Origin of the sequence: Kineosporia succinea, from assembly GCF_030811555.1 — a bacterium.
Taxonomy (GTDB): Bacteria; Actinomycetota; Actinomycetes; order Actinomycetales; family Kineosporiaceae; genus Kineosporia; species Kineosporia succinea.
This window is the reverse complement of sequence record NZ_JAUSQZ010000001.1, coordinates 7528286-7546695: the sequence shown is the minus strand read 5'-3', so window position 1 is coordinate 7546695 and position 18410 is coordinate 7528286. Positions and strand designations below refer to the sequence as shown.

At 71.9% G+C, this 18410-nt stretch carries 15 protein-coding genes and 1 pseudogene; 7 read left to right on the top strand and 9 right to left on the bottom strand.

What is annotated here, in order from left to right; translation table 11 throughout:
* Positions 1-90: 90 nt before the first annotated feature.
* Positions 91-2001, top strand: coding sequence for a PPC domain-containing protein (locus tag J2S57_RS33195; protein ID WP_307250169.1), 1911 nt, complete (start codon positions 91-93; stop codon positions 1999-2001).
* 216 nt (positions 2002-2217) lie between these two features.
* Complete coding sequence (locus J2S57_RS33190; protein WP_307250167.1) at positions 2218-4689, top strand: tetratricopeptide repeat protein; 2472 nt, start codon at positions 2218-2220, stop codon at positions 4687-4689.
* A gap of 201 nt (positions 4690-4890) precedes the next feature.
* Here the strand turns inward: J2S57_RS33190 and J2S57_RS33185 are convergent, their stop codons facing one another.
* The gene (locus J2S57_RS33185) at positions 4891-5652 is read right to left on the bottom strand and encodes a DUF3152 domain-containing protein (protein ID WP_307250165.1); all 762 of its coding nucleotides are present in this window, start codon (positions 5650-5652) and stop codon (positions 4891-4893) included.
* 170 nt (positions 5653-5822) lie between these two features.
* Here J2S57_RS33185 and J2S57_RS33180 point away from each other — a divergent pair, with 170 nt between their 5' ends.
* Both J2S57_RS33180 and J2S57_RS33175 read left to right on the top strand, forming a co-directional pair.
* Entirely contained in the window at positions 5823-6320 is a 498-nt protein-coding gene (locus tag J2S57_RS33180) for a SigE family RNA polymerase sigma factor (RefSeq protein ID WP_307250163.1), read from the top strand.
* Positions 6317-6889 (top strand): hypothetical protein, encoded by a 573-nt coding sequence (locus tag J2S57_RS33175; protein WP_307250160.1) that lies wholly within the window; start codon positions 6317-6319, stop codon positions 6887-6889. The genes J2S57_RS33180 and J2S57_RS33175 overlap by 4 nt, the downstream gene beginning before the upstream one ends.
* 41 nt (positions 6890-6930) lie before the next feature.
* On the opposite strand, the pseudogene J2S57_RS33170 reads toward J2S57_RS33175, so the two are convergent.
* Positions 6931-7494, bottom strand: a pseudogene (locus J2S57_RS33170) (GlxA family transcriptional regulator); the annotation flags it as partial.
* Between the two features lie 85 nt (positions 7495-7579).
* Positions 7580-8008 (bottom strand): GNAT family N-acetyltransferase, encoded by a 429-nt coding sequence (locus J2S57_RS33165; protein WP_307250157.1) that lies wholly within the window; start codon positions 8006-8008, stop codon positions 7580-7582.
* Between the two features lie 64 nt (positions 8009-8072).
* On the opposite strand from J2S57_RS33165, the gene J2S57_RS33160 reads away from it, so the two are divergent.
* Both J2S57_RS33160 and J2S57_RS33155 read left to right on the top strand, forming a co-directional pair.
* Positions 8073-8828 carry a sulfite exporter TauE/SafE family protein gene (locus tag J2S57_RS33160; protein WP_307250154.1) on the top strand — a complete coding sequence of 252 codons (756 nt, stop codon included), beginning with the start codon at positions 8073-8075 and terminating at the stop codon, positions 8826-8828.
* Positions 8829-9123: 295 nt separating this feature from the next.
* On the top strand, positions 9124-11142 hold the full coding sequence (locus tag J2S57_RS33155) for an ATP-binding protein (RefSeq protein ID WP_307250152.1): 2019 nt from the start codon (positions 9124-9126) through the stop codon (positions 11140-11142).
* A gap of 43 nt (positions 11143-11185) precedes the next feature.
* Here J2S57_RS33155 and J2S57_RS33150 read toward each other — a convergent pair whose 3' ends face one another.
* The 4 genes from J2S57_RS33150 to J2S57_RS33135 form a co-directional block, all read right to left on the bottom strand.
* Positions 11186-12142: a zinc-binding dehydrogenase gene (locus tag J2S57_RS33150; RefSeq protein ID WP_307250150.1), complete on the bottom strand. Its 957-nt coding sequence runs from the start codon at positions 12140-12142 to the stop codon at positions 11186-11188.
* A 25-nt stretch (positions 12143-12167) separates the two neighbouring features.
* Positions 12168-13001 carry an NmrA family NAD(P)-binding protein gene (locus J2S57_RS33145; RefSeq protein WP_307250148.1) on the bottom strand — a complete coding sequence of 278 codons (834 nt, stop codon included), beginning with the start codon at positions 12999-13001 and terminating at the stop codon, positions 12168-12170.
* Positions 12998-14524, bottom strand: coding sequence for an FAD-binding oxidoreductase (locus J2S57_RS33140; protein ID WP_307250146.1), 1527 nt, complete (start codon positions 14522-14524; stop codon positions 12998-13000). Before J2S57_RS33140 ends, J2S57_RS33145 begins: the two co-directional genes overlap by 4 nt.
* Positions 14525-14645: 121 nt before the next feature.
* Positions 14646-15728, bottom strand: coding sequence for an alkene reductase (locus J2S57_RS33135; protein WP_307250143.1), 1083 nt, complete (start codon positions 15726-15728; stop codon positions 14646-14648).
* A 139-nt stretch (positions 15729-15867) separates the two neighbouring features.
* On the opposite strand from J2S57_RS33135, the gene J2S57_RS33130 reads away from it, so the two are divergent.
* Positions 15868-16293, top strand: a complete 426-nt coding sequence (locus J2S57_RS33130; protein WP_307250141.1) for a MarR family winged helix-turn-helix transcriptional regulator — start codon at positions 15868-15870, stop codon at positions 16291-16293.
* 55 nt (positions 16294-16348) lie between these two features.
* Here J2S57_RS33130 and J2S57_RS33125 read toward each other — a convergent pair whose 3' ends face one another.
* Together J2S57_RS33125 and J2S57_RS33120 are read right to left on the bottom strand one after the other, a co-directional pair.
* The gene (locus J2S57_RS33125; RefSeq protein ID WP_307250139.1) at positions 16349-16876 is read right to left on the bottom strand and encodes an ester cyclase; all 528 of its coding nucleotides are present in this window, start codon (positions 16874-16876) and stop codon (positions 16349-16351) included.
* A gap of 34 nt (positions 16877-16910) precedes the next feature.
* Positions 16911-18410, bottom strand: coding sequence for an FAD-binding oxidoreductase (locus J2S57_RS33120; protein WP_307250137.1), 1500 nt, complete (start codon positions 18408-18410; stop codon positions 16911-16913).

Genomic DNA, 18410 nt, shown 5'->3' with positions numbered 1-18410 from the left:
TTCGTGCGGATTCCTGGATCGCGAGCCGGGGGCCGGACAGCATCGTCGGAGCCCGGCGCGGGTGCGCCGGGCTCCGACGGAAGGACTTTCGTGAAGGTCACGCCCCAGGCGGCCCTCGGTGTGACAGCCGTGGTCGCCGCTCTTCTGGCCGCTCCGCTGAGCAGCCCCGCCCACGGAGCCATCGACGAGCCGGAGGTCACCCGGGCCGAGCAGGTGGCCCTGGACGCTGGGCTCTCGGTGGCGCCCAAGGCCGCGTTCGGCACCCGGCCCAAGGGCGTCAATCCCTATCTGGCCACCGTGGAGGACGAGAGCGAGGTCGACTACGCGGGCTGGGCGAACTACCTGCGGGCCCAGAGCGACCAGCGGCAACGCCGTCTCAGCGGCACCCGCACGGTCACCGAGGGCGAGGCCGCAGACCGCCACGGCGCGAACGAGACCCCGGCCTCGGCGCAGCGCATCACGGGTTTCGACTCGGCGGTCCGGATCGCCGGCTCGCTCAGCAATGAACCGGCGGAACCCGCCGGGCGCCCGGCCACGGCCGAGGACGACGGCTCCATCACCCTGGCCGGGGACACCGGCATCGGTGGTGGCACCAGGAGCGTGAAGGTCTCGGCCACCATCGGTGACGGCCCGCACGCGTCCACCGGCGACTTCGACTTCTACCGCGTCGACGTCAAGGCCGGGCAGACCCTCACCGTCGACGTCGACACCCCCGAGGGCAGTGGCCTCGACTCGGTCGCGGTCGTCTACACCCAGGCCGGTGCGGTCGTGGCATCGAACGACGACGACGCCCAGGGCCTCGACAGCCAGCTCTCGGTGCCGGCCGAGAACGACGTCACCTACTCCGTGCTCATCGCCTCGTCCGGGAACCTGCCGGCCGATCCGCTGGACCCGGCCAGCGGCGACGGCGCCGTGACCACGGGTGACTACGACGTGACCATCACGGCGGCCGTCACCGACACCGACGTGTACGCCGTGCCGTTGCGGGCGGGTGACGTGCTGGGCGCCTCGGTGAGCGGCTCGGCGGGCTGGATCTCGGTCTACGACACGCTTCCCCAGCTCGTGCAGGGCTCGGGCCAGGACACGGGCGAGCTGCATCCGGACGACTCGCCCCTGCCCTCCGGTGGCAATGCCTCGGCCGAGCACGTCGCGACCACGACCGGATGGCACTACGTGGCCGTCACCCGGGGCAGCGGGGATTACGACCTCCAGGTGGAAGCCTACCGCCCCGAGCTGGAGAACTCCCCGCCGACGCAGACGCTGTTCCTCGATTTCGACGGCGCCGAGGTGAACACCGCGGCGGTGTGGGGTGACCTGGGTGCGGGCGACGGGTTCGAGAAGGCCCAGCTGTCACCGTTCTCCTCGTTCCTGGGTGGGTGGGGCCTGACGGCCGACGACGAGCCCGCGCTCATCGACGCGATCACCGCGAGCGCCACCGAGAACCTGGAGCACGACCTGGCCGCCAGCGGCCTGAACCGGAACTTCCGGCTGAAGATCGTGAACAGCAAGGACAGCCCGGACCTGTGGGGTGGCAAGAACGTCTCGCGGGTGATCGTGGGCGGTACCCAGGCCGAGGCGGGTCTGGCCACGATCGGGATCGCACAGAGCATCGATCCGGGGAACTTCGCCACGCAGGAGACGGCCCTGGTCATGCAGGACCGGTACAGCGCCCCGGCCGGCCCGGCCGCCTCGCTGAACACGTACCTGACGGCCGACAGCGACAAGATCGCGTTCCTCGGGCAGGCCATCGGGAACGTGGTGGCGCACGAGGCGGGGCACTTCTTCGGTAACCGGCACACCGACAACTCCGACGACCGGCCGAACATCGAGGACTCCGGCGGCGCGCACTACGACACCAAGTTCGGTGTCGGCCCGGACGGGGTCGGCGGCACGGCCGACGACACCGACCTGGACTTCGGTCCGGACGCCTACGCCCCGAGTGAGGGTTTCACCGGCACCCAGAACACGCTGGGGCGGATCGTCTTCGCGCTCACCCGCTGACGTTCTGCGGGTCCGGCCCTCGCGGGAGAGTGTGAACGGGCAGTTCCAGGCCCGGTGCCGGTGAGCACCTCACCGGTGCCGGGCACCGCGTGCACCACGCGCGTCCTTCGTCTCAGGGGCTTCGAACACCTGATGAGGGACGCGTCGGGACGGCTTTGCAACGATGGCGGAGTTGCTAGGTTGCCGGGGTCAACCAGGCCGTCCTACCGACTGTGAGTGCTCCCGTTGGAATCCCCGGTGGCCGGGCTCCCCGATCCCGGCCGGGCCTGTTCGCTCGACGAGATCGCCGCGCAGTTGCGGCATCTCAAGGTGTGGGCCGGTGCTCCCTCGTACGACGTGATCGCCGGTCGCGTGAACGAGGCCCGGCCCGCGTCGGAGCGGGTCGGGCGCTCGACGGTGGTCGACTGCTTCCGGGCCGGGCGCCGCCGGGTCGACCCCGAACTGCTGGCCTCGGTCGTCGCCGCGCTGCATCCCGACCCGGGATACGTGAACCAGTGGCGGCAGGCGCTGAAGATCCTGGCCGGCACGGCGGACGCCGCGCACCAGGCCCGGGTGCGGCCCGGGCTGCCCGAGGAGAGCGGCACTTTCACCGGGCGCACGGAGGTCCTGGACCGGTGGAGGCGTTCGGCCGCGCCGTTCTCGCTGACGATGCAGGGGATGGCCGGGGTCGGCAAGACCCGCCTGGCGCTGCGGCTGGCCCGTCTGCTGCTCGACGACGGGGTCGTGGACGAGGCGATGTTCGTGGATCTGCGCGGCTTCCACGAGTCACAGGCCCCGGCGGACCCGGCGGCGGTGCTGGACGGCCTGCTGCGGTTGCTGGGTGTACCGGGAGCACAGGTCCCGGTGCGCCGGGCGGACCGTGATGCGTTGTACCGCAGGCGGATCGTGGGGCGCCGTCTGCTGCTGGTGCTCGACGACGCGGCGCACGAGGAGCAGGTGGCGCCGTTCCTGCCGGCTGCTTCCGGGGGCGTCGTGCTGGTGACCAGCCGGCGTACCCTGACGCTGCCGGGCACGGTGAACGTGGAGGTGGACCCGTTCACGCCGGCCGAGTCCCGGGCGTACCTGCGGGAGGCGCTGGGGCTCGAGGCCGCCGACCCTCTGGTCATGGATCGGATCGCGCGGCGCTGCGGGCATCTCCCGCTGGCCCTGGCCCTGGCCGCCGGCCGGATGCGCGCCCGGCCCGGGTGGACGCTCAGCGAGCAGGCCGACCGCCTCGACGAGCGTTGCCGGACGGGTCGTTTCGAGCCCGGTATCGCCCTGCCCCTCGAAGTCTCCTACCGCAATCTGCCCCCCGCGGGACGGCGCCTGCTGCGTGCGCTCGCGCTGCACCCGGGGCCCTCGTTCGACACCGCTGCCGCCGTGGCGCTGGGCGGGCAGGAACCCGCCGTCACCACCGCGCTGCTGAACGATCTGACCGACCAGCACCTGCTGCGCCGTGACCCCGCCGGCCGGTTCTCGTTCCACCACCTGATCCGCACCTATGCCGCCGCCGCGGGGGTCGACGAGGATCGCCGCGCCGACCGTCGCCAGGCGCTCGACCGGCTCCTCGACCACTGTCTGACCACCGCGTCCGTCGATGTGAGCCGTCTGGAGCCCGGCTCGGGGGACGCGGCCGGGGCCGAGGCTCGGCCCGGTGCCTGGACCGACACCGAACTGGCCGGCCTCGTGGCCACTGCCGAACTCCCCGCGTCCACCCACGATCGCCCCGACTACGCATCCGACCTCAGCGTCGTGCTGCACCGCTACCTGGGCATGCGCGGTTTCGTGAAGGAGGCGCTGAGCATCCACACCCGTGCCGCCGAGAACGCAGACCGCACACGGCAGGCCGCCGCCCTGCTCCAGCTGGCCATGACCGAGCTACGCCGCTCCGGCTTCCCCGAGGCACTGGCCCATCTGAACCGCGCCGAGCGCATCTACCGCCACGACGGCGACGAGGCCGGGCTGCTCACGGTGCTCTCGCACCGCGCGCTCGCCCAGATCCGCGTCGGCCACGCGCAGCAGGCCCGGTACGACCTGGTGACGGTGCTCGCCGCCCGGCGCCGCCTCGGCGACGGGCCGGCCACGATCCGCACGCTGCACACCCTGGCGGGCGCCGAGTACGGCCTGGGCCGGTACCAGGAGGCGGCCGAGAACCTGCGCGAGGCCCTGACCCTGGCCCGTCATCACGGTGACCGGTGGCTGCAGGCCGTGGGCCTGTGCAACCTCGGCGGTACCGAGCTCCGCCTCGGCCGGCTCGACGCGGCTGCCACCCGTCTCGAGCAGGCCCTCGACCTGGCCCGCCGCGAGCGCTTCGTCAGCACCGAGGGCTGTGCACTGCAGTACCTGGGCGACCTGCACCTGGAACGCGGTGACCACGCGAGCGCCGAGACCGCCTACCGCCGGGCCCTGCCCCTGCTCACCGGGGCCGGACACCGCTCGGGAGAGCTGTCCGTGCACATCGGACTCGGGCACGTGGCACTCGCGGTCGGTGATCCGGACGCGGCTGTCGCGGAGTTCTCCCGCGCCGATGAGGGGGCCCGCGAGAGCGCGGTCGTCGACATCGAGCAGCAGGCTCTGGCCCAGGCCGGTCTCGGCCGGGCCCTGCATCGTCTCGGTCGGGAACCGGAGGCGGCCCGGCACGAGCAGCAGGCCCGGCGGCTCTGGGCCCGGCTCAACCAGGCCCGGGGTGCTGATGTGAGCGGACCGTGATCGAGGGGATCGTTCGGCGGTAGCGGCGTGCTCCGGCCCGGCGTGAACCGCGGCACGCCCGATCTCGGTGTCATGGCTGTCGGCGACCGCGACGAGTTCGCCGGGGCGGTGCACCACGTGGGTGCCGGCCGGGAGGGCCGACGGTGCGCGGTCGATCCCGGCGCTCTCGGGCGGCGGGGCGGTCGTGTCCCGGGGGCGCGGTCACCCCGCCGGGCGCCCACTGCGCTCGGTCGGGATGACGTCGTCGTATTCCCCGGCCGGACCGTCGTAGACGTGGCCTCCGGCCCGGGGCCAGCTGTTGGGGCGGCAGCCGTGCAGGCCGAGGGTCTGCTGCTGCATCACCGGTGCGAGTCGGCCTCTGCCGGGGCAGCGGTCGTGGCCGTGACCGAGGCGGTGGCCGGTCTCGTGGTTGATCATGTAGGTCCGGTAGTCCTTCAGCGATGCCGTGGAGGCCTCGGCGCCGTGGGCCCACCGGGCGACGTTGATCACCACGTCGTCCCCGATGCGGCAGGAGGTGTATCCGTTCTCGCTTCCGCACAGCTCGTTCCGCGTGCCCGGGGTGGTCAGGCGGATGGTGAAGTCGGCGGCCCGGTCCGGCCCGACCCGCTGCAGGCGCACGTCACCGGCGCCGGTCCAGCTGCGGTCGTCGGACAGGATGGCCACCACGTCCGCGGCGAAGGCCTTCGCGCTCACGCCGGTGATGCCGCGCTCGACGGCGACGTGGTAGCGCAGTACAGGCCCGCCCGAACCCGCGACCCGGGAACGGCCGCGGGCGGTGAGCCATGTCCCGGGCCCGGTGTGCTCGTAGGTGATCGCCCTCGTCGGTCGCGGTGTGGGCCTCGGTGCCGGGGCGTCGGCGACGGCCACGGCCGCCGGGGGGACCGGGGCTCGCTGGTGCGCCGGTGAACAGGCGCTCAGGGCCAGCACTCCGGTGGCGACGAACACGGCGAAGGGGGCACGCACGCTGGTCTCCCGTCATTCGGGCGCACCCCGGGGGAGGGGCGCGCGGTGGCACGGGAGCAGACGGGGAACCACGCGCGGAAGTTGGGCCCGGTGCGCCTCAACCTTTCGGCGGCCCCGCACGTACAGGAAGGGGCCGGCACCGGGCCGGCGGGGAACGGGCAGAGGACGGTATGGCGCGCGGCGACGAGGAGTTCGTGGAGTTCGCCCGGTCCGGCTCGGCCTGGCTCGTCCGGGCCGCATACCTGATCACCGGCGATCAGCTCGACGCGGAGGAGCTGGCCCAGGCGACCCTGGTGCGCACGTACGCGGTCTGGCCCAAGGTCCGGCGCGAGGGTGCTCACGCCTACGCGCGTACCGTCCTGCTCAATCTGCTGCGCGACCGTTGGCGCCGGCCCATCCGCGAGGACGCCTTCGCCGACCTGCCCGACGCCGTCACCGCCCCCGACCCGGCGCACCAGGTCACCGACCGGAGGTGGGTGATCTCGCTGCTGGCCACGCTCTCACCGCAGGAACGGGCCGTGGTCATGCTGCGGCACTACTTCGACCTCAGCGAGGCCCAGACCGCCTCCCACCTCAGGGTCAGCCTCGGCACCGTCAAGAGCACGAATTCGCGCGCCCTGGCCAAATTACGGGTCGCCCCCGAGGCAGTGACGGAAGGATGGTCATGAACGACCTGCACCACGCCCTGGCCGACCAGAGCCAGACGCGGTCCTTCGACACCGACACCATCGCGAGGATCATGCGCGACGGCAGACGACTGCGCCGGCGGCGCCGGGCGGTCCGTATCGGCGTTGCCGCCGGGCTCCTGCTGACGGCCGGGGGAACGGCCGTCGCCGTGGTCGCCCCGGCGCCGTCCCTCGTCAATCCCGCCGTTCGCCCACCGATCGCGCCCTCGCCGACCGGACCCGTCCCGCTGGTCGAGAATCAGAGCCAGGACGATCATCTCGCTCTCTCCGTCGCTCTGGTTCCTGAGGGGTGGACGTCCCGGAGGGCCGAGGGCAAGAAGGTCGTCATCTCGTCGGGCGAGGCCGGCTCCGGGTCGCTGGTCGTCAGCCTGATCATGACCGACGACGATGCTTCACCCGTGCCGCGACTCGTCCGGCTCAAGCCCGCGTCTCCCGTTTACACCTACCGCCTCAAGGGGCGCATCAGCGTCCTCATCCAGGTCCCTCCCGTTCTGACCTGGGGCGAGCCGCAGGTGAAGGCCTTCGCGGCGGGACTCGCTCTGCGTGAGTGATTCTCCAGGTGACCGGACGCCGAGAGCGACGGCCTCCTCGATCACCGGCCCGCGGCCGCCCGTTCCGAGCTGACCTCCTGATGCGTCCCGGGCCGCCCCCGGAAGGTGGCTCGGTAGGAACTGGGGGACACGCCCAGCTCAGTGTTCAGGTGCAGACGCAGGGAGGCGGTGGATCCGAAGCCCGCCGCCGCCGCGACGTCGTCGACCGAGAGGTCGCTCTGCTCGAGCAGGGCGCAGGCGCGCTCGACCCGCTGCCGGATGAGCCACTGTGCGGGCGACGTTCCGAGTTCCTCGCGGAACCTCCGGGTGAATGTTCGGGTGCTCGTGGACTCCTGAAAGGCGAGATCGCGCAGGGTGATGGGCCGGTGGAGGTTGTCGAGGGCCCATGTGCGTGCTCGGCCGGTGCCGGAGATCTGCGGGTCGGGCACGGGGCGCCGGACGTACTGAGCCTGGCCCCCGTCGCGGTGCGGGGGTACCACGGTGCCGCGGGCCACGTCGTTCGCGACGGCCGCACCGTGGTCCTTGCGAATCATGTGCAGACACAGGTCGATTCCCGACGCGGCGCCTGCCGAGGTCAGGATCCGGCCGTCGTCGGTGTAGAGCGCCGAAGTGGCCGCACGAGGTCGGACGGCTACCGCTGCCCGATCCGGCCGGCGATCAGGGTCGTCGCACTCAGGCCTGACGGCGCACTCAGGCCTGAACCTGAACCATCCCGACCGAGACCGGTGCGCTGTCGACGAAGCCGTGCCGCCGGTACAGCACCCGCCCCGGTTCGTCAGCCAGCAGGTTGATGTAGGCCCCCGGCGGCGCCACTCGCTGAATGCGCTCGAGCAGCGCCGTGAGGACCACGTTGCCCAGCCCGCGCCGCTGGTGCTCGGGCAGCACCGCCATGTCGATGATGTGGAAGTACCAGCCGCCGTCACCGAGCACCCGTCCCATCGCCGTGGCCTCGCCGGTGGCGGTGTGCACGACGTGCACCGCGTACCAGGCGCCGTCGATGCCCGCCTCGGCCTGCTCGCGGGTCCTCGGGCTCAGGCCGGAGCGCTCGCGCAGGCCCAGGTACTGATCGATCGGGGGAGGGCCCTCGCGAAGTTCGTAGCCCTCGGGCGGTGTCGTCACGGACCCGACCCTAGGCCAAGTACTCTGGCGAGCCCCCGACGGTTCGTGGAAGGCGTGTGCCTCGATGCAGGTGTGGGAGGCGTTCGCCCTCTTCGGTGGTGGTCTGCTGGCGGGCGGGGTGAACGCGATCGCCGGCGGTGGCTCGCTGATCACCTTCCCGCTCCTGGTGGCGATCGGGTTGCCCGGGGTGTCGGCCAACGTCAGCAACGCCCTGTCGGTCGCGCCGGGTTACGCCTCCAGCGCCGTGGCGGGTCGTCCCGATCTGGTGGGCCAGAAGCGGCGGATCCTGTCGGTGATCCCGACGATCGTCGTCGGGGTCCTGTGCGGCAGCTCGCTGCTCCTGTTCACGCCCCACGAGGCGTTCGAGGTCGTGGTGCCGTTCCTGCTGCTGGCCGCCGCCGGGATGATGGCGTTCCAGAAGAGGCTGCGGTCGCTCGCCGGGCACCCGAAGGACAACTCGCCGCGCCGGACGGCCGTCCTGCTCCAGGTCGTGTTCTTCCTGTGCGGGCTGTACGGCGGCTACTTCAACGCGGCCATGGGCGTGCTCGCGATCGCCGGGCTCTCACTGGTGCTCGACGAGCCGCTGCGCCGGATCAACGCGCTGCGCAACGTCTTCGCGGCCGTCGTGGGCACGACCACGGTGCTCGTCTACAGCATCTTCGGCCCCGTCGACTGGGTGGCCGTGGCGGTGCTGGCCCCGGCCACCGTGATCGGTGGTTACGTGGGTGCCCGGCTCGCCCGCAAGCTGCCGTCGGAGCTGCTGCGCTGGATCATCGTGGTGTTCGCGACGGTCGTGGCCGTGGTGCTGTTCCTGACCTGAGGAAAGTCTGTGAATCCTTGTGTATCAAGGTGTTCGGACGATCGGGAGACGTGGTGGCGAACCGGCCGGGAGAACTTTAAGGGCTACCTGACGGTCAGTGGACCGGGCAGCAGGTGCCCGAAGGTGTGAAGACGTGCCCGGGTCCATGACTTATGGTGACCATGGGAACACTCTGGGATATTGGGGTGCATTCCCTCCTGCGGGTCCTCCGGTCACCGGCGAGCGGTGAGGGCCCGGCCGGGCCCGGACGGGCCCTCGACAGCGTCGTCGATTCACTCTTGGGGGGAGAGACGTGATGCGATTTCGGATGCTGGGAAATCTCGAGGCCTGGGACGGCGAGTCTCCCGTCGCGCTGGGGGGCGCCAAGCAACGGGCCACGCTGAGCATGCTGCTGCTGTGCGCCAATCAGGTGGTCGCGACCAGCCGGCTGATCGGGGCGCTGTGGCCCGACGACGAGGCCCCGGCCTCGGCGCGCAACATCCTGCAGAACGCGGTCTGGGGCCTGCGCGGGGCGCTGGCCCACGACGACCGGGCCCGGGGCGAGGCCGTGCTCATCACCCGTCCACCGGGGTACATGCTGGTGGTCGACCCGGAAGACGTTGATCTGCACCTGTTCCTGCGGCTGGCCGACGAGGGCCGGGCCCAGCTGGCCCAGGGCCGCACCGACGCGGCGCTCACCACGTTGCGCGAGGCCCTGGGCATCTGGCGGGGTCCGCTGCTGGCCGACATGGTGGAGACCGGCATCAGCTGGCCCGAGCTGACGCGGGTGGAGAACGCCCGGCTCGACGCCCAGGAAGACTACTTCGAGGCGGCCATGCTCTGCGGTCGTCAGTACGAGGTGCTGCGCGAGCTCGAGAACATGGTCGAGAGCGAGCCGCTGCGCGAACGGGCCTGTGCGCAGCTGATGCTCGCGCTGTACCGCAGCGGCCGGCACGCCGAGGCCCTCGACGTCTACACCCGCATGCGCAACGCCCTGGTGGCCCGGCGGGGGCTCGATCCGGGCCGGGAGGTGCAGTTGCTGCAGCAGGCGATCCTGAATCACGATCCCTCGCTGAGTCAGACCCCGCCCCCTGCCGCCCCGGTGGTTCTCACACCGGAGCCGGCCACGCCCCGGGAGGGCAAGCAGCCGGTGAGTTTCCTGCTCGTGCGCTGCCGGGCCGTCGCCGGCCCCCCGCTGGAGCACATCGACGAGATCCTCGACCAGGCCTGCACCCTGGTGCGCAAGACGGTCCCCTCGTACGAGGGGGTCTCGGTGCTGACGTTCGGCTCGATGTGCACCGCGGTCTTCGAGGCGGCCGACGGTGACCACGCGGCCCGGGCGATCCGGGCGGCCGTCGAGATCCGCGAGCAGCTGGGGGTTCCGGACGGGCCGGGGCTGCAGACGCAGATCGTGGTGGCGACCGGTGAGGCCCTGCTGCGGCGCGGTCGCGACGGCGACGGCCTGCTCACCGTGCGCGGCCGGCCGGTCGATCACTGCCAGGATCTGCTGGGCGCCGCACCCGACGGGGAGATCGTGGTCTGCCCGGACACCCGCCGGGCCGCCGGTCCGGCCTTCGTGTACGCCCACCAGCCCGGCGACCCGGCGAGTTTCGTGGTCAAGGGAGTGGCCGGTGAGCTGAGGCAGGGGCACTTCCTGCCCCTGATCGACCGCGAGTGCGAACTGGGCATGCTGACCGGCATCCTGGAACGCGCCGGGCACCGGCGACGGCCGCACCTGGTCACGGTTCTGGGGGAGCCGGGCAGCGGCAAGTCGAGGCTGCTGACCGAGTTCGGGCGCCGCATCGCCAACCGCCCGCACACCGCCGCCCATCTGGTCAGCTGGCAGCCCTCCGCGGGTATCGACGGGCACCGCACGCCGTGGGACACGGAGGCGGCGTCGCGGCTGAGCGCCGTGCTGGAGGAGCCCGGCTCGCCGGCGCAGATGCTGGCCCACTGGAGCACGCTGCTCGCGTCCCTGCCCGGTGAGCACCCGCTGGTCATACTGATCGACGACCTGCACCGGCTGCCCGACGCCGCGCTCGACTTCGTCGAGAAGCTGTGCGGGGTCTCGGGATCCATGCCGCTCGTGCTGGTCGGGGCGGGCCGGCCGGAACTGCTCGAACGGCGGCCCGCGTGGAGCGGGGGCAATCCGCACGCCAGCACGATCACCGTCGACCCGCTCTCGGACGCCGCGCTCGACCAGCTGCTGCAGTTCGTGCGCTACCGCTCCTGGAGCGAGGTGGCGATGCTCCTGCCCTCGGCCGAGGAGGCCGACGAGGCCGAGATCAGCAGCCGCCGTAGCGATCTTCGGCGCCTGCTGAAGCTGACAGCCTGAAACAGCGCTGAGGGCGGGACGATCCCGCCCTCAGCGCCGCTGCTCAGTGCCCGGGGATGTCGAGGTTCTCGGGGGTGTCGAGGTTCTCGGGGATGTCGAGCACGGCCTTGCCCTGCACCTTGCGGTCGAGCAGCTGGGTGACGGCGTCTTCGTAGGAATCCCAGCCGCCGCGCCAGCCCACCGGGATCCGCAGCCGGCCCTGCTCGGCCAGACGCACCAGGTACTGCAGGTCTTCGCCGAGCGGCAGCGAGATGTTGAACGTCTCGATGCGGCCCCGGTCGTGCCCGATGCGGGCCTCCTCGAAGTCGATCGTGGTCGGCTCCTTCGAGGCCATGCCCACCGCCGAGACGATGCCGCCCGAGGCCAGGCGCTGGTAGGCGTCGGCCAGCTGCCGGCCCCCGACGTTGTCGACCACACCGTGCACCCGGCCCGTGAGAGCCTGCGGCCCGATGACGATCTCGGCCGCGCCGAGCTCGGCCAGGCCCTGCCCGCGTGCGGGCGACCCGACGGAGGCCACGACCTCGGCCCCGGCCAGGCTCGCCAGCTGCACCGCGAACCGGCCGACCCCGCCGGAGGCCCCGGTGACCAGCACCCGCCGCCCCAGGATCGACCCGAGCCGCCGCACCGCCTGCAGGGCGGTGATACCCGCGACCGGAAGCGCCGCCGTGGCGCCCAGATCCACCGACTCCGGCACGACCGCGAGCTCCGAGGTGTCGACCGCCCGGCTCTGCGCCCAGGCCCCGGACCATCCGAACGTGACCACCCGCGTCCCCGCGGCCGGACCGGAACCGTCGGCGGCGGGCGTGACCACCACGCCCGCCGCGTCCCACCCGGGGATCGTGCCGTCGGGCAGGTCGGGTGTGCGGAAGGCGATCTCCCCGAAGTTGAACGAGAACGCGCTGACCCGCACGAGCGCCTGCGAGGCCGTGGGCTGCGGGTCGGGCGCCGTGTGCAGGCGCAGCCGGTGCTTGCCGGTCTGATGGTGAACGAGCGCTCTCATCGAAGTCCTTCCGGGGCGCGGCGGTTCAGGCCCGCCACTGGGCGGCGTGCTCGTCGACGAACGCCCCGACCGAACGCGGCGGCTGCCCCGTGACGGTCTCGACGCAATCGCTGACCTGGGCGAAGGTTCCGTCGTGCACCCGCCCGAACATGCCGCCCACCACGTCGGCCAGCCAGGCCGGGGCCCCGGCCAGCGACTCGGCCAGCGGCGGGGTGACGGCGGTGACCGTGGTGCCGGTGGCGGCGGAGACGGCGGCCGCGATCTGCGCGGTGGTGACGGCCTGCGGGCCGGTGACGGTGTGGGCGCGGCCGTGGTGACCCGCCGGGTCGAGGAGCGCCTCGACCGCGACGGCGGCGATGTCGCGGGTGTCGACCCAGGCGATGGGCGCGCCCTCGGTGGGCAGGCTGATCGTGCACTCGCGGCGGATCGCCTCGAGGAAGTAGCGCGGATCGGTGAAGACCTGCTGGAACCAGGACGGGCGCAGCACGGTCCAGCTGTCGGCGCCGGTGGTGACCGCGGACTCGACCCGGCTGACCCAGCCCTCGGGACCGACCTTCTCGGCGCCCTGCTCGGAGACGAGCACGACGTGCACCCCCGGCGCCGTGGCCAGCAGCCGGGTGATCAGCTCGGGGGAGTCCTCGACGTCGGGGCGCCCGATGTAGACGGCGTCGGCCCCGTCGAGGGCCTTCGGCCAGGTCGACTCGTCGCGCCAGTCGAAAGCGACGGTGGTGGGGTGGTTCTGGTGCTTCTCGCGGGACGTGCCACCGCGCACGGTGACGCCGGGGCGGCCGGCGAGCTGGGCCATCACCTCGCGCCCGGTCTTGCCCCGGGCTCCGGTGACGAACACGGTTCTGGTCATGTCGGGCGGTCCTCCGGGGTGGGGGCAGGGGCAAGTGCTGGGCGCACGGACAGCGCGTGGCGGAACTCACCGCGGGGGTCCCAGCGCTTCTTGACCTCTTGCAGGCGGGCGTAGTTGTGCTTGAAATACAGCTCGTGCCAGGCGGTGCCGGATCGATTGAGGGCCGGGTCGGCCACGTCGGCGTCGGCGTAGTTGATGAAGCAGCCGTCGGTGACGTCGTTGGGCGCCGGGACCCCTCCGGAGGAGGCGTACACGTCGGCGTAGCACTCCCGGATCCAGCGGTCGTGCCGCTCGTCGTGCGTCGGGTCGGTCCAGAGGGTGACGAAGAGCAGCTTCACCACCGAGTCGCGCTGGGCCACCGCGGTCTCGCTCGCCCCGACCGCGTTGATGCGGCCGCCGTAGGAGACCAGGGCGATCATCGAGAACGGGTTGTCGTAGTCGTCGCGGGTGAGCTGGCGGTACATGGCGGCGAGCTGGTCGTCCGGCACGGCTCGGCGCAGGTACGAGGACTTCGCCTTCCAGCGGGGCAGGGACGGCTCGACGAACCCGAACCACTCGCGCACGGTGTAGAACCACGGCAGGACGCTGCGGTCGTTGACCGTGTAGGTCAGGCCGGTGCCCTCGTTGACCGCCGCCAGGAACGCGTCGAGCTTCTCGTTCGCCCCGGGCAGCCCGGCGTCGACCTGGGTGCTCATGCGGAACGACCCGGCGCTGCGGTGCTGGGTCTTGAGCTGGCTGTAGAGACCGGCGCCGGGGGAGCCGGGCGCCGAGTTGGCCTCGTGCCAGGCGCTGAAATTGCGCACCAGAGCGGTGAACGTGGCCTCGGTCAGGTCGTCCCACGACCAGGCGACGTCGGAAACGATGACCTGCTGCGGCGGCGCGGGCAGCTGCTGGTGCGGGGGCGCGGAGGCGGTGCCGGGAGTGCGCAGCCAGTACTTGGTGACGACCCCGAAGGTGCCGCCCCCGGCGCCGGTGTGCGCCCACCACAGGTCGTGGTGGGGGTCGTCGGGATCACGCCCGGCCACGACCCGGCGGCACCGGCCGTTCTCGTCGACCACCACCACCTCGACCGCCTCGAGGTGGTCGACGGTGAGACCGTGCAGCCGTGAGAGGGCGCCGTAGCCGCCGCCGACGATGTGACCACCGGCCCCGACCGTGGGGCAGGTTCCCCCCGGGAGGGTGACTCCCCAGCCGCGGTAGAGCGTCTCGTAGACCCGGCCGAGCGAGGCCCCGGGTTCGACGGCGAAGGCCCGGCGCTCTTCGTCGTAGTGCACCGAGTCGAGGGCGGCCAGGTTGATGACGACCTGGATGTCACCGGTGGTGGTGAAGTTCTCGTCGCAGTGGCCGCCGCTGCGCACGGTGAATCTCAGGCCCCGGTCGACCGCGTCCTGCACGGCCTCCTCGACCTCTTCGGCGGAGGCGACCAGACGCACGAAGTCCGGGGACCCGACCCAGCGGGTGTTCGCGCCGCTGATCAGCCCCCGGTAGCGGGAGTCGTTCGCAAGGACGGTGTCTCGGGGCAACGTGCCTCCTGCTGTCTTCGGACGGGGGATCTCCGGACTCCGGACGGGCACGTGGGCGCCCGCACGGACGAGGCCTGCCCGGCCGATGGCCGAACAAGCCTCGTGCGCAGGTGGTTCGAGGTCAGCGGGCGTACTGCAGGGTGGGGTAGTCGGTGTAGCCCACGTGCGTGCCGCCGTAGAAGGTGGCCGGGTCGGGCGTGTTGTACGGGCCGCCGTTCTTGATGCGCTCGTCGAGGTCGGGGTTGGCCAGCCAGGCCGCGCCCAGCGACACCGCGTCGGCGACACCGGCGTCGAGCGCCTGGTGCGCCACCTCGGGGGTGGCCGGGAAGACCTCCATGGTCTCGTGCGGGTTGAGGATGAGTGTGCCCGGCCAGGCGGCGCGCAGCTGACGGGTCAGCTCGCGGGTGCCCATCTCGATGACGTGCACGTAGGCGATGCCGATGGCGGCCAGCTCTTCGAACAGGGCCGTGTAGACCGGCGCGGGGTCGGCCTCGACGATGCTGTTGTACGGGCTGCCCGCGGCGACCCGGATACCGACGCGGTCGGCGCCGGCCACCGCGGCGACCGCGCGCACCACCTCGACGACGAAGCGGATGCGGTTGGCGACGGAGCCGCCGTACTCGTCGGTGCGCAGGTTGGTGTTGTCGGCCAGGAACTGGTGCAGCAGGAAGCCGTTGCCGGCGTGCACCTCGATGCCGTCGAACCCGGCCTCCAGGGCATTACGGGCGGCGGTGGTGTACTCCTCGATCGTGGCGTTGATGTCTTCGGAGGTCATCTCGCGCGGCTGAGGGTGGTCGACCGGGCCCTCGAAGCTGATCATCTGCTCGCCGGAGACCACCGCCGAGGGGGCGATGGGCAGCTCGCCGTTCGGGTAGAGCGAAGGATGCCCGATGCGCCCGCAGTGCGTGAGCTGGGCGACGATGCGCCCGCCCTTGTCGTGAACGGCGTCGGTGACCGTGCGCCACGCCGCGACCTGGACCGGGCTGTGCAGCCCGGGGGTCAGGATGTAGCCCTGGCCCATGACGCTGGGCTGGATGCTCTCGCTCACGATCAGGCCGGCGCTCGCCCGCTGGGCGTAGTACTCGGCGGTCATCGGGGTGACCACGCCGTCGGGAGTGGCCCGGTTGCGCGTCATCGGGGCCATCACCAGGCGGGACGGCAGGGCAAGGCGGCCTGCGATCACCGGTTCGAACAGCTCGCTCACGACGGTCTCCTCGCTGAGAGATATGTAACTGAACGGTAACTACTTGATTGACTCATGGATATGGTGGCACGCTTCCTTGAGCGGCTCAAGCACTTCGGAAATCTTGAGCGGCTCAAATATCTGGCCTAGAATCGCCCTCATGGCAGTGCCCTCCGTACCCGCGAACGCCGCGACCGACCTCGAGCAGGCGATGTTCGAGTTCGTCGACGCGTACAACCAGGCGTGGGAGGCCGCGGCCGGCGAGCACGACCTCAGCACCGCCCACGCCTGCGTGCTCGGGCGGGTCGAGACCCGCCGCAGCATGGGCGAACTCGCCGAGGAACTGCGGTGCGACGCCTCCAACATCACCCAGATCGTGGTGCGCCTCGAGGCCCGCGACCTGGTGCGCCGCGAGCCCCACCCCGAAGACCGGCGCTCGCGGCAGATCGTGCGCACGCCGGGCGGCGACGACCTCTACGGGGCCTTCGAGGACTCCTTCGGGTTCCCCCGGTCGGCCGCCGCGAACCTCACCGACGACGAGCGCGAGACCCTGGTCGCGTTGCTGCACAAGGCGATGCGGGGCTGACGAACGCGCAACGGCCGGGCTCCTGATCGGGGCCCGGCCGTCGTGTGTCACGCGGTCACTGCGGTGGGCGGAGCCCCAGCTGGCCGGTCATCTCCAGGTTGTCGTAGCGGATCAGCCAGGTGGAGATCCGCCCGCCCGTGAACCGGTAGATGTCGTACCCCTCGAGGTCGAAGCCCCGGCCGGTGGCCGCGACCGTCGGGCCCGGGCTCTCCGGCGGCCAGCCCGAGATGTCGCCGAGCATCGTGGCCGTTCCGCGCCAGCGCACCCCCAGGCTGTCGCCGTCCAGCGCGAGGTAGGGCGCCCCGATCTCGGTGAAGCGCATGTCCGGGAACGCGGTGTAGGTGATCTCGGCGAAACGCCGGAACTCGGCCTGGCCCCGGGTGAAACGACCCTGCATGGCCGGGTCTTCGACATACACGTCGTCGGTGCACAGGGCCAGCTGGGCGTCGATGTCGTGCGCGTTGACGGCGGCGAACCAGCGCTCCATGAAGCCGTCGAGCCCGGCCGGCAGGGTGCCGCCGAGCTGGGCCCGGGCCCGGCCGTAGGTCTCGCCGAGGTAGTCGATCTGCTGCGCGGTGGACATGGGACTCCTCCGGGTGGTGAGGACGGACGGGTGGTCAGGCGGGCGGGCGGACGGCGAGTTCGTGGGTGAAGACGTTGCGGGGGTCCCAGGTCGCCTTGACCGCCTGCAGCCTCGGATAGGCACTGCCGAAATACACGTCGTGCCAGGGGATGCCGGAGGTGTTGAGATCCGGGTTCAGCACGTCGGTGTCGATGTAGTTGATGATGGCCCCGCCGGCACCCGGCACCCCGCCGGTCGGGGCGTAGACGTCCGCGTACCAGCGGCGCAGCCAGGCCAGGTGCGCCTCGTCGTCGGCCTCGTCGGCCCACATCGTCAGGTAGAGCAGCTTCATCACCGAATCACGCTGCGGCGCGGCCGTCTCCGACGCCCCGACGGTGTTGACGGCCCCGCCGTAACCGCCGATCTCGACCATGGTCGCCGGGTTGCCGAACGCCGGGTCGCTCAGGTGGTGGTACATCGCCCGCAGCTGCTCGTCGGGAAAGGCGGTGCGCAGGTACGCCCCCTTGCCCTTGAAACGCCCCTTGCCCTCCCAGCCGTCACCGCCGAGACCGGCCCAGGCCGTCACGTGCTCGAGCCAGCCCACCGTCTCGTGCCGCTCGACCCGGGGCACCAGACCGGTGCCCTCGGCCACCGCGGCCAGGAACGAGTCGAGCAGCTCCTGCGCGCCGGGTGTCGCCGCGTCGAGCTCGGTCGACATCAGGAACTCACCGGCCGAGACGTGCCGGGGCTTGAGCGCGCTGAAGAGCCGCACCTGCGGTGAGCCCGCGGCACTGTTGGCGACGTGCCAGGCGCTGAAGTTGTGCAGCAGGCGGCTGAACGACCGCTCGCTCAGACCGTGCCACGACCAGGCCACCTCCGAGACGATCAAGTGCTCAGGAGCCCGCGGCAGCTGATCGGCCGGGTCGCTTCCCCGGGCCCCGGGCGAACGCAGCCAGAACTTCGTCACCAGGCCGAAAGTGCCGCCACCGCCCCCGGTGTGGGCCCACCACAGGTCACGGTTGGGGTCGTCGTCGCCCCGGCCCGCGACAACCCGCCGGGCCCGGCCGTCGGCGTCCACGACGACCACCTCGACCGCCTCCAGATAGTCGACGAGCTGCCCGAGCTGCCGGGACAACGGCCCGTAACCGGCGTTGGTCATCTGCCCGGCCAGCGCCACCGGCGGCCCCACCCCGGCCGGCACCGTGACCCGCCAGCCCTCGTACAGCCGGCGGTACAGCTCCGCCGTGGACACCCCCGGCCCGACGGCGAACGCGGAACGGTGCGGGTCGTACTCGACCGAGGTCAGCGCCGAGGTACTGACGCAGGCCCGGACTCCCGCATGGGTGAGCAGGTCCTCGTAACAGGCGCCGCTGCTGTGCACCGCGAAGCGGTCGCCGTTGTCGACGACGTGCTGCACCGCGGCCACGGCCTCCTCCGCGCTCGCGGGCAGCAGCACGTAGTCGGGCGTCCCGCTCCAGCGGGCGTTGAAACTGGTGGTCAGCCGGGCATAGCGCTCGTCGCCGGGCTTGACGACCGTGAGAGGGGGAGTGGGCAT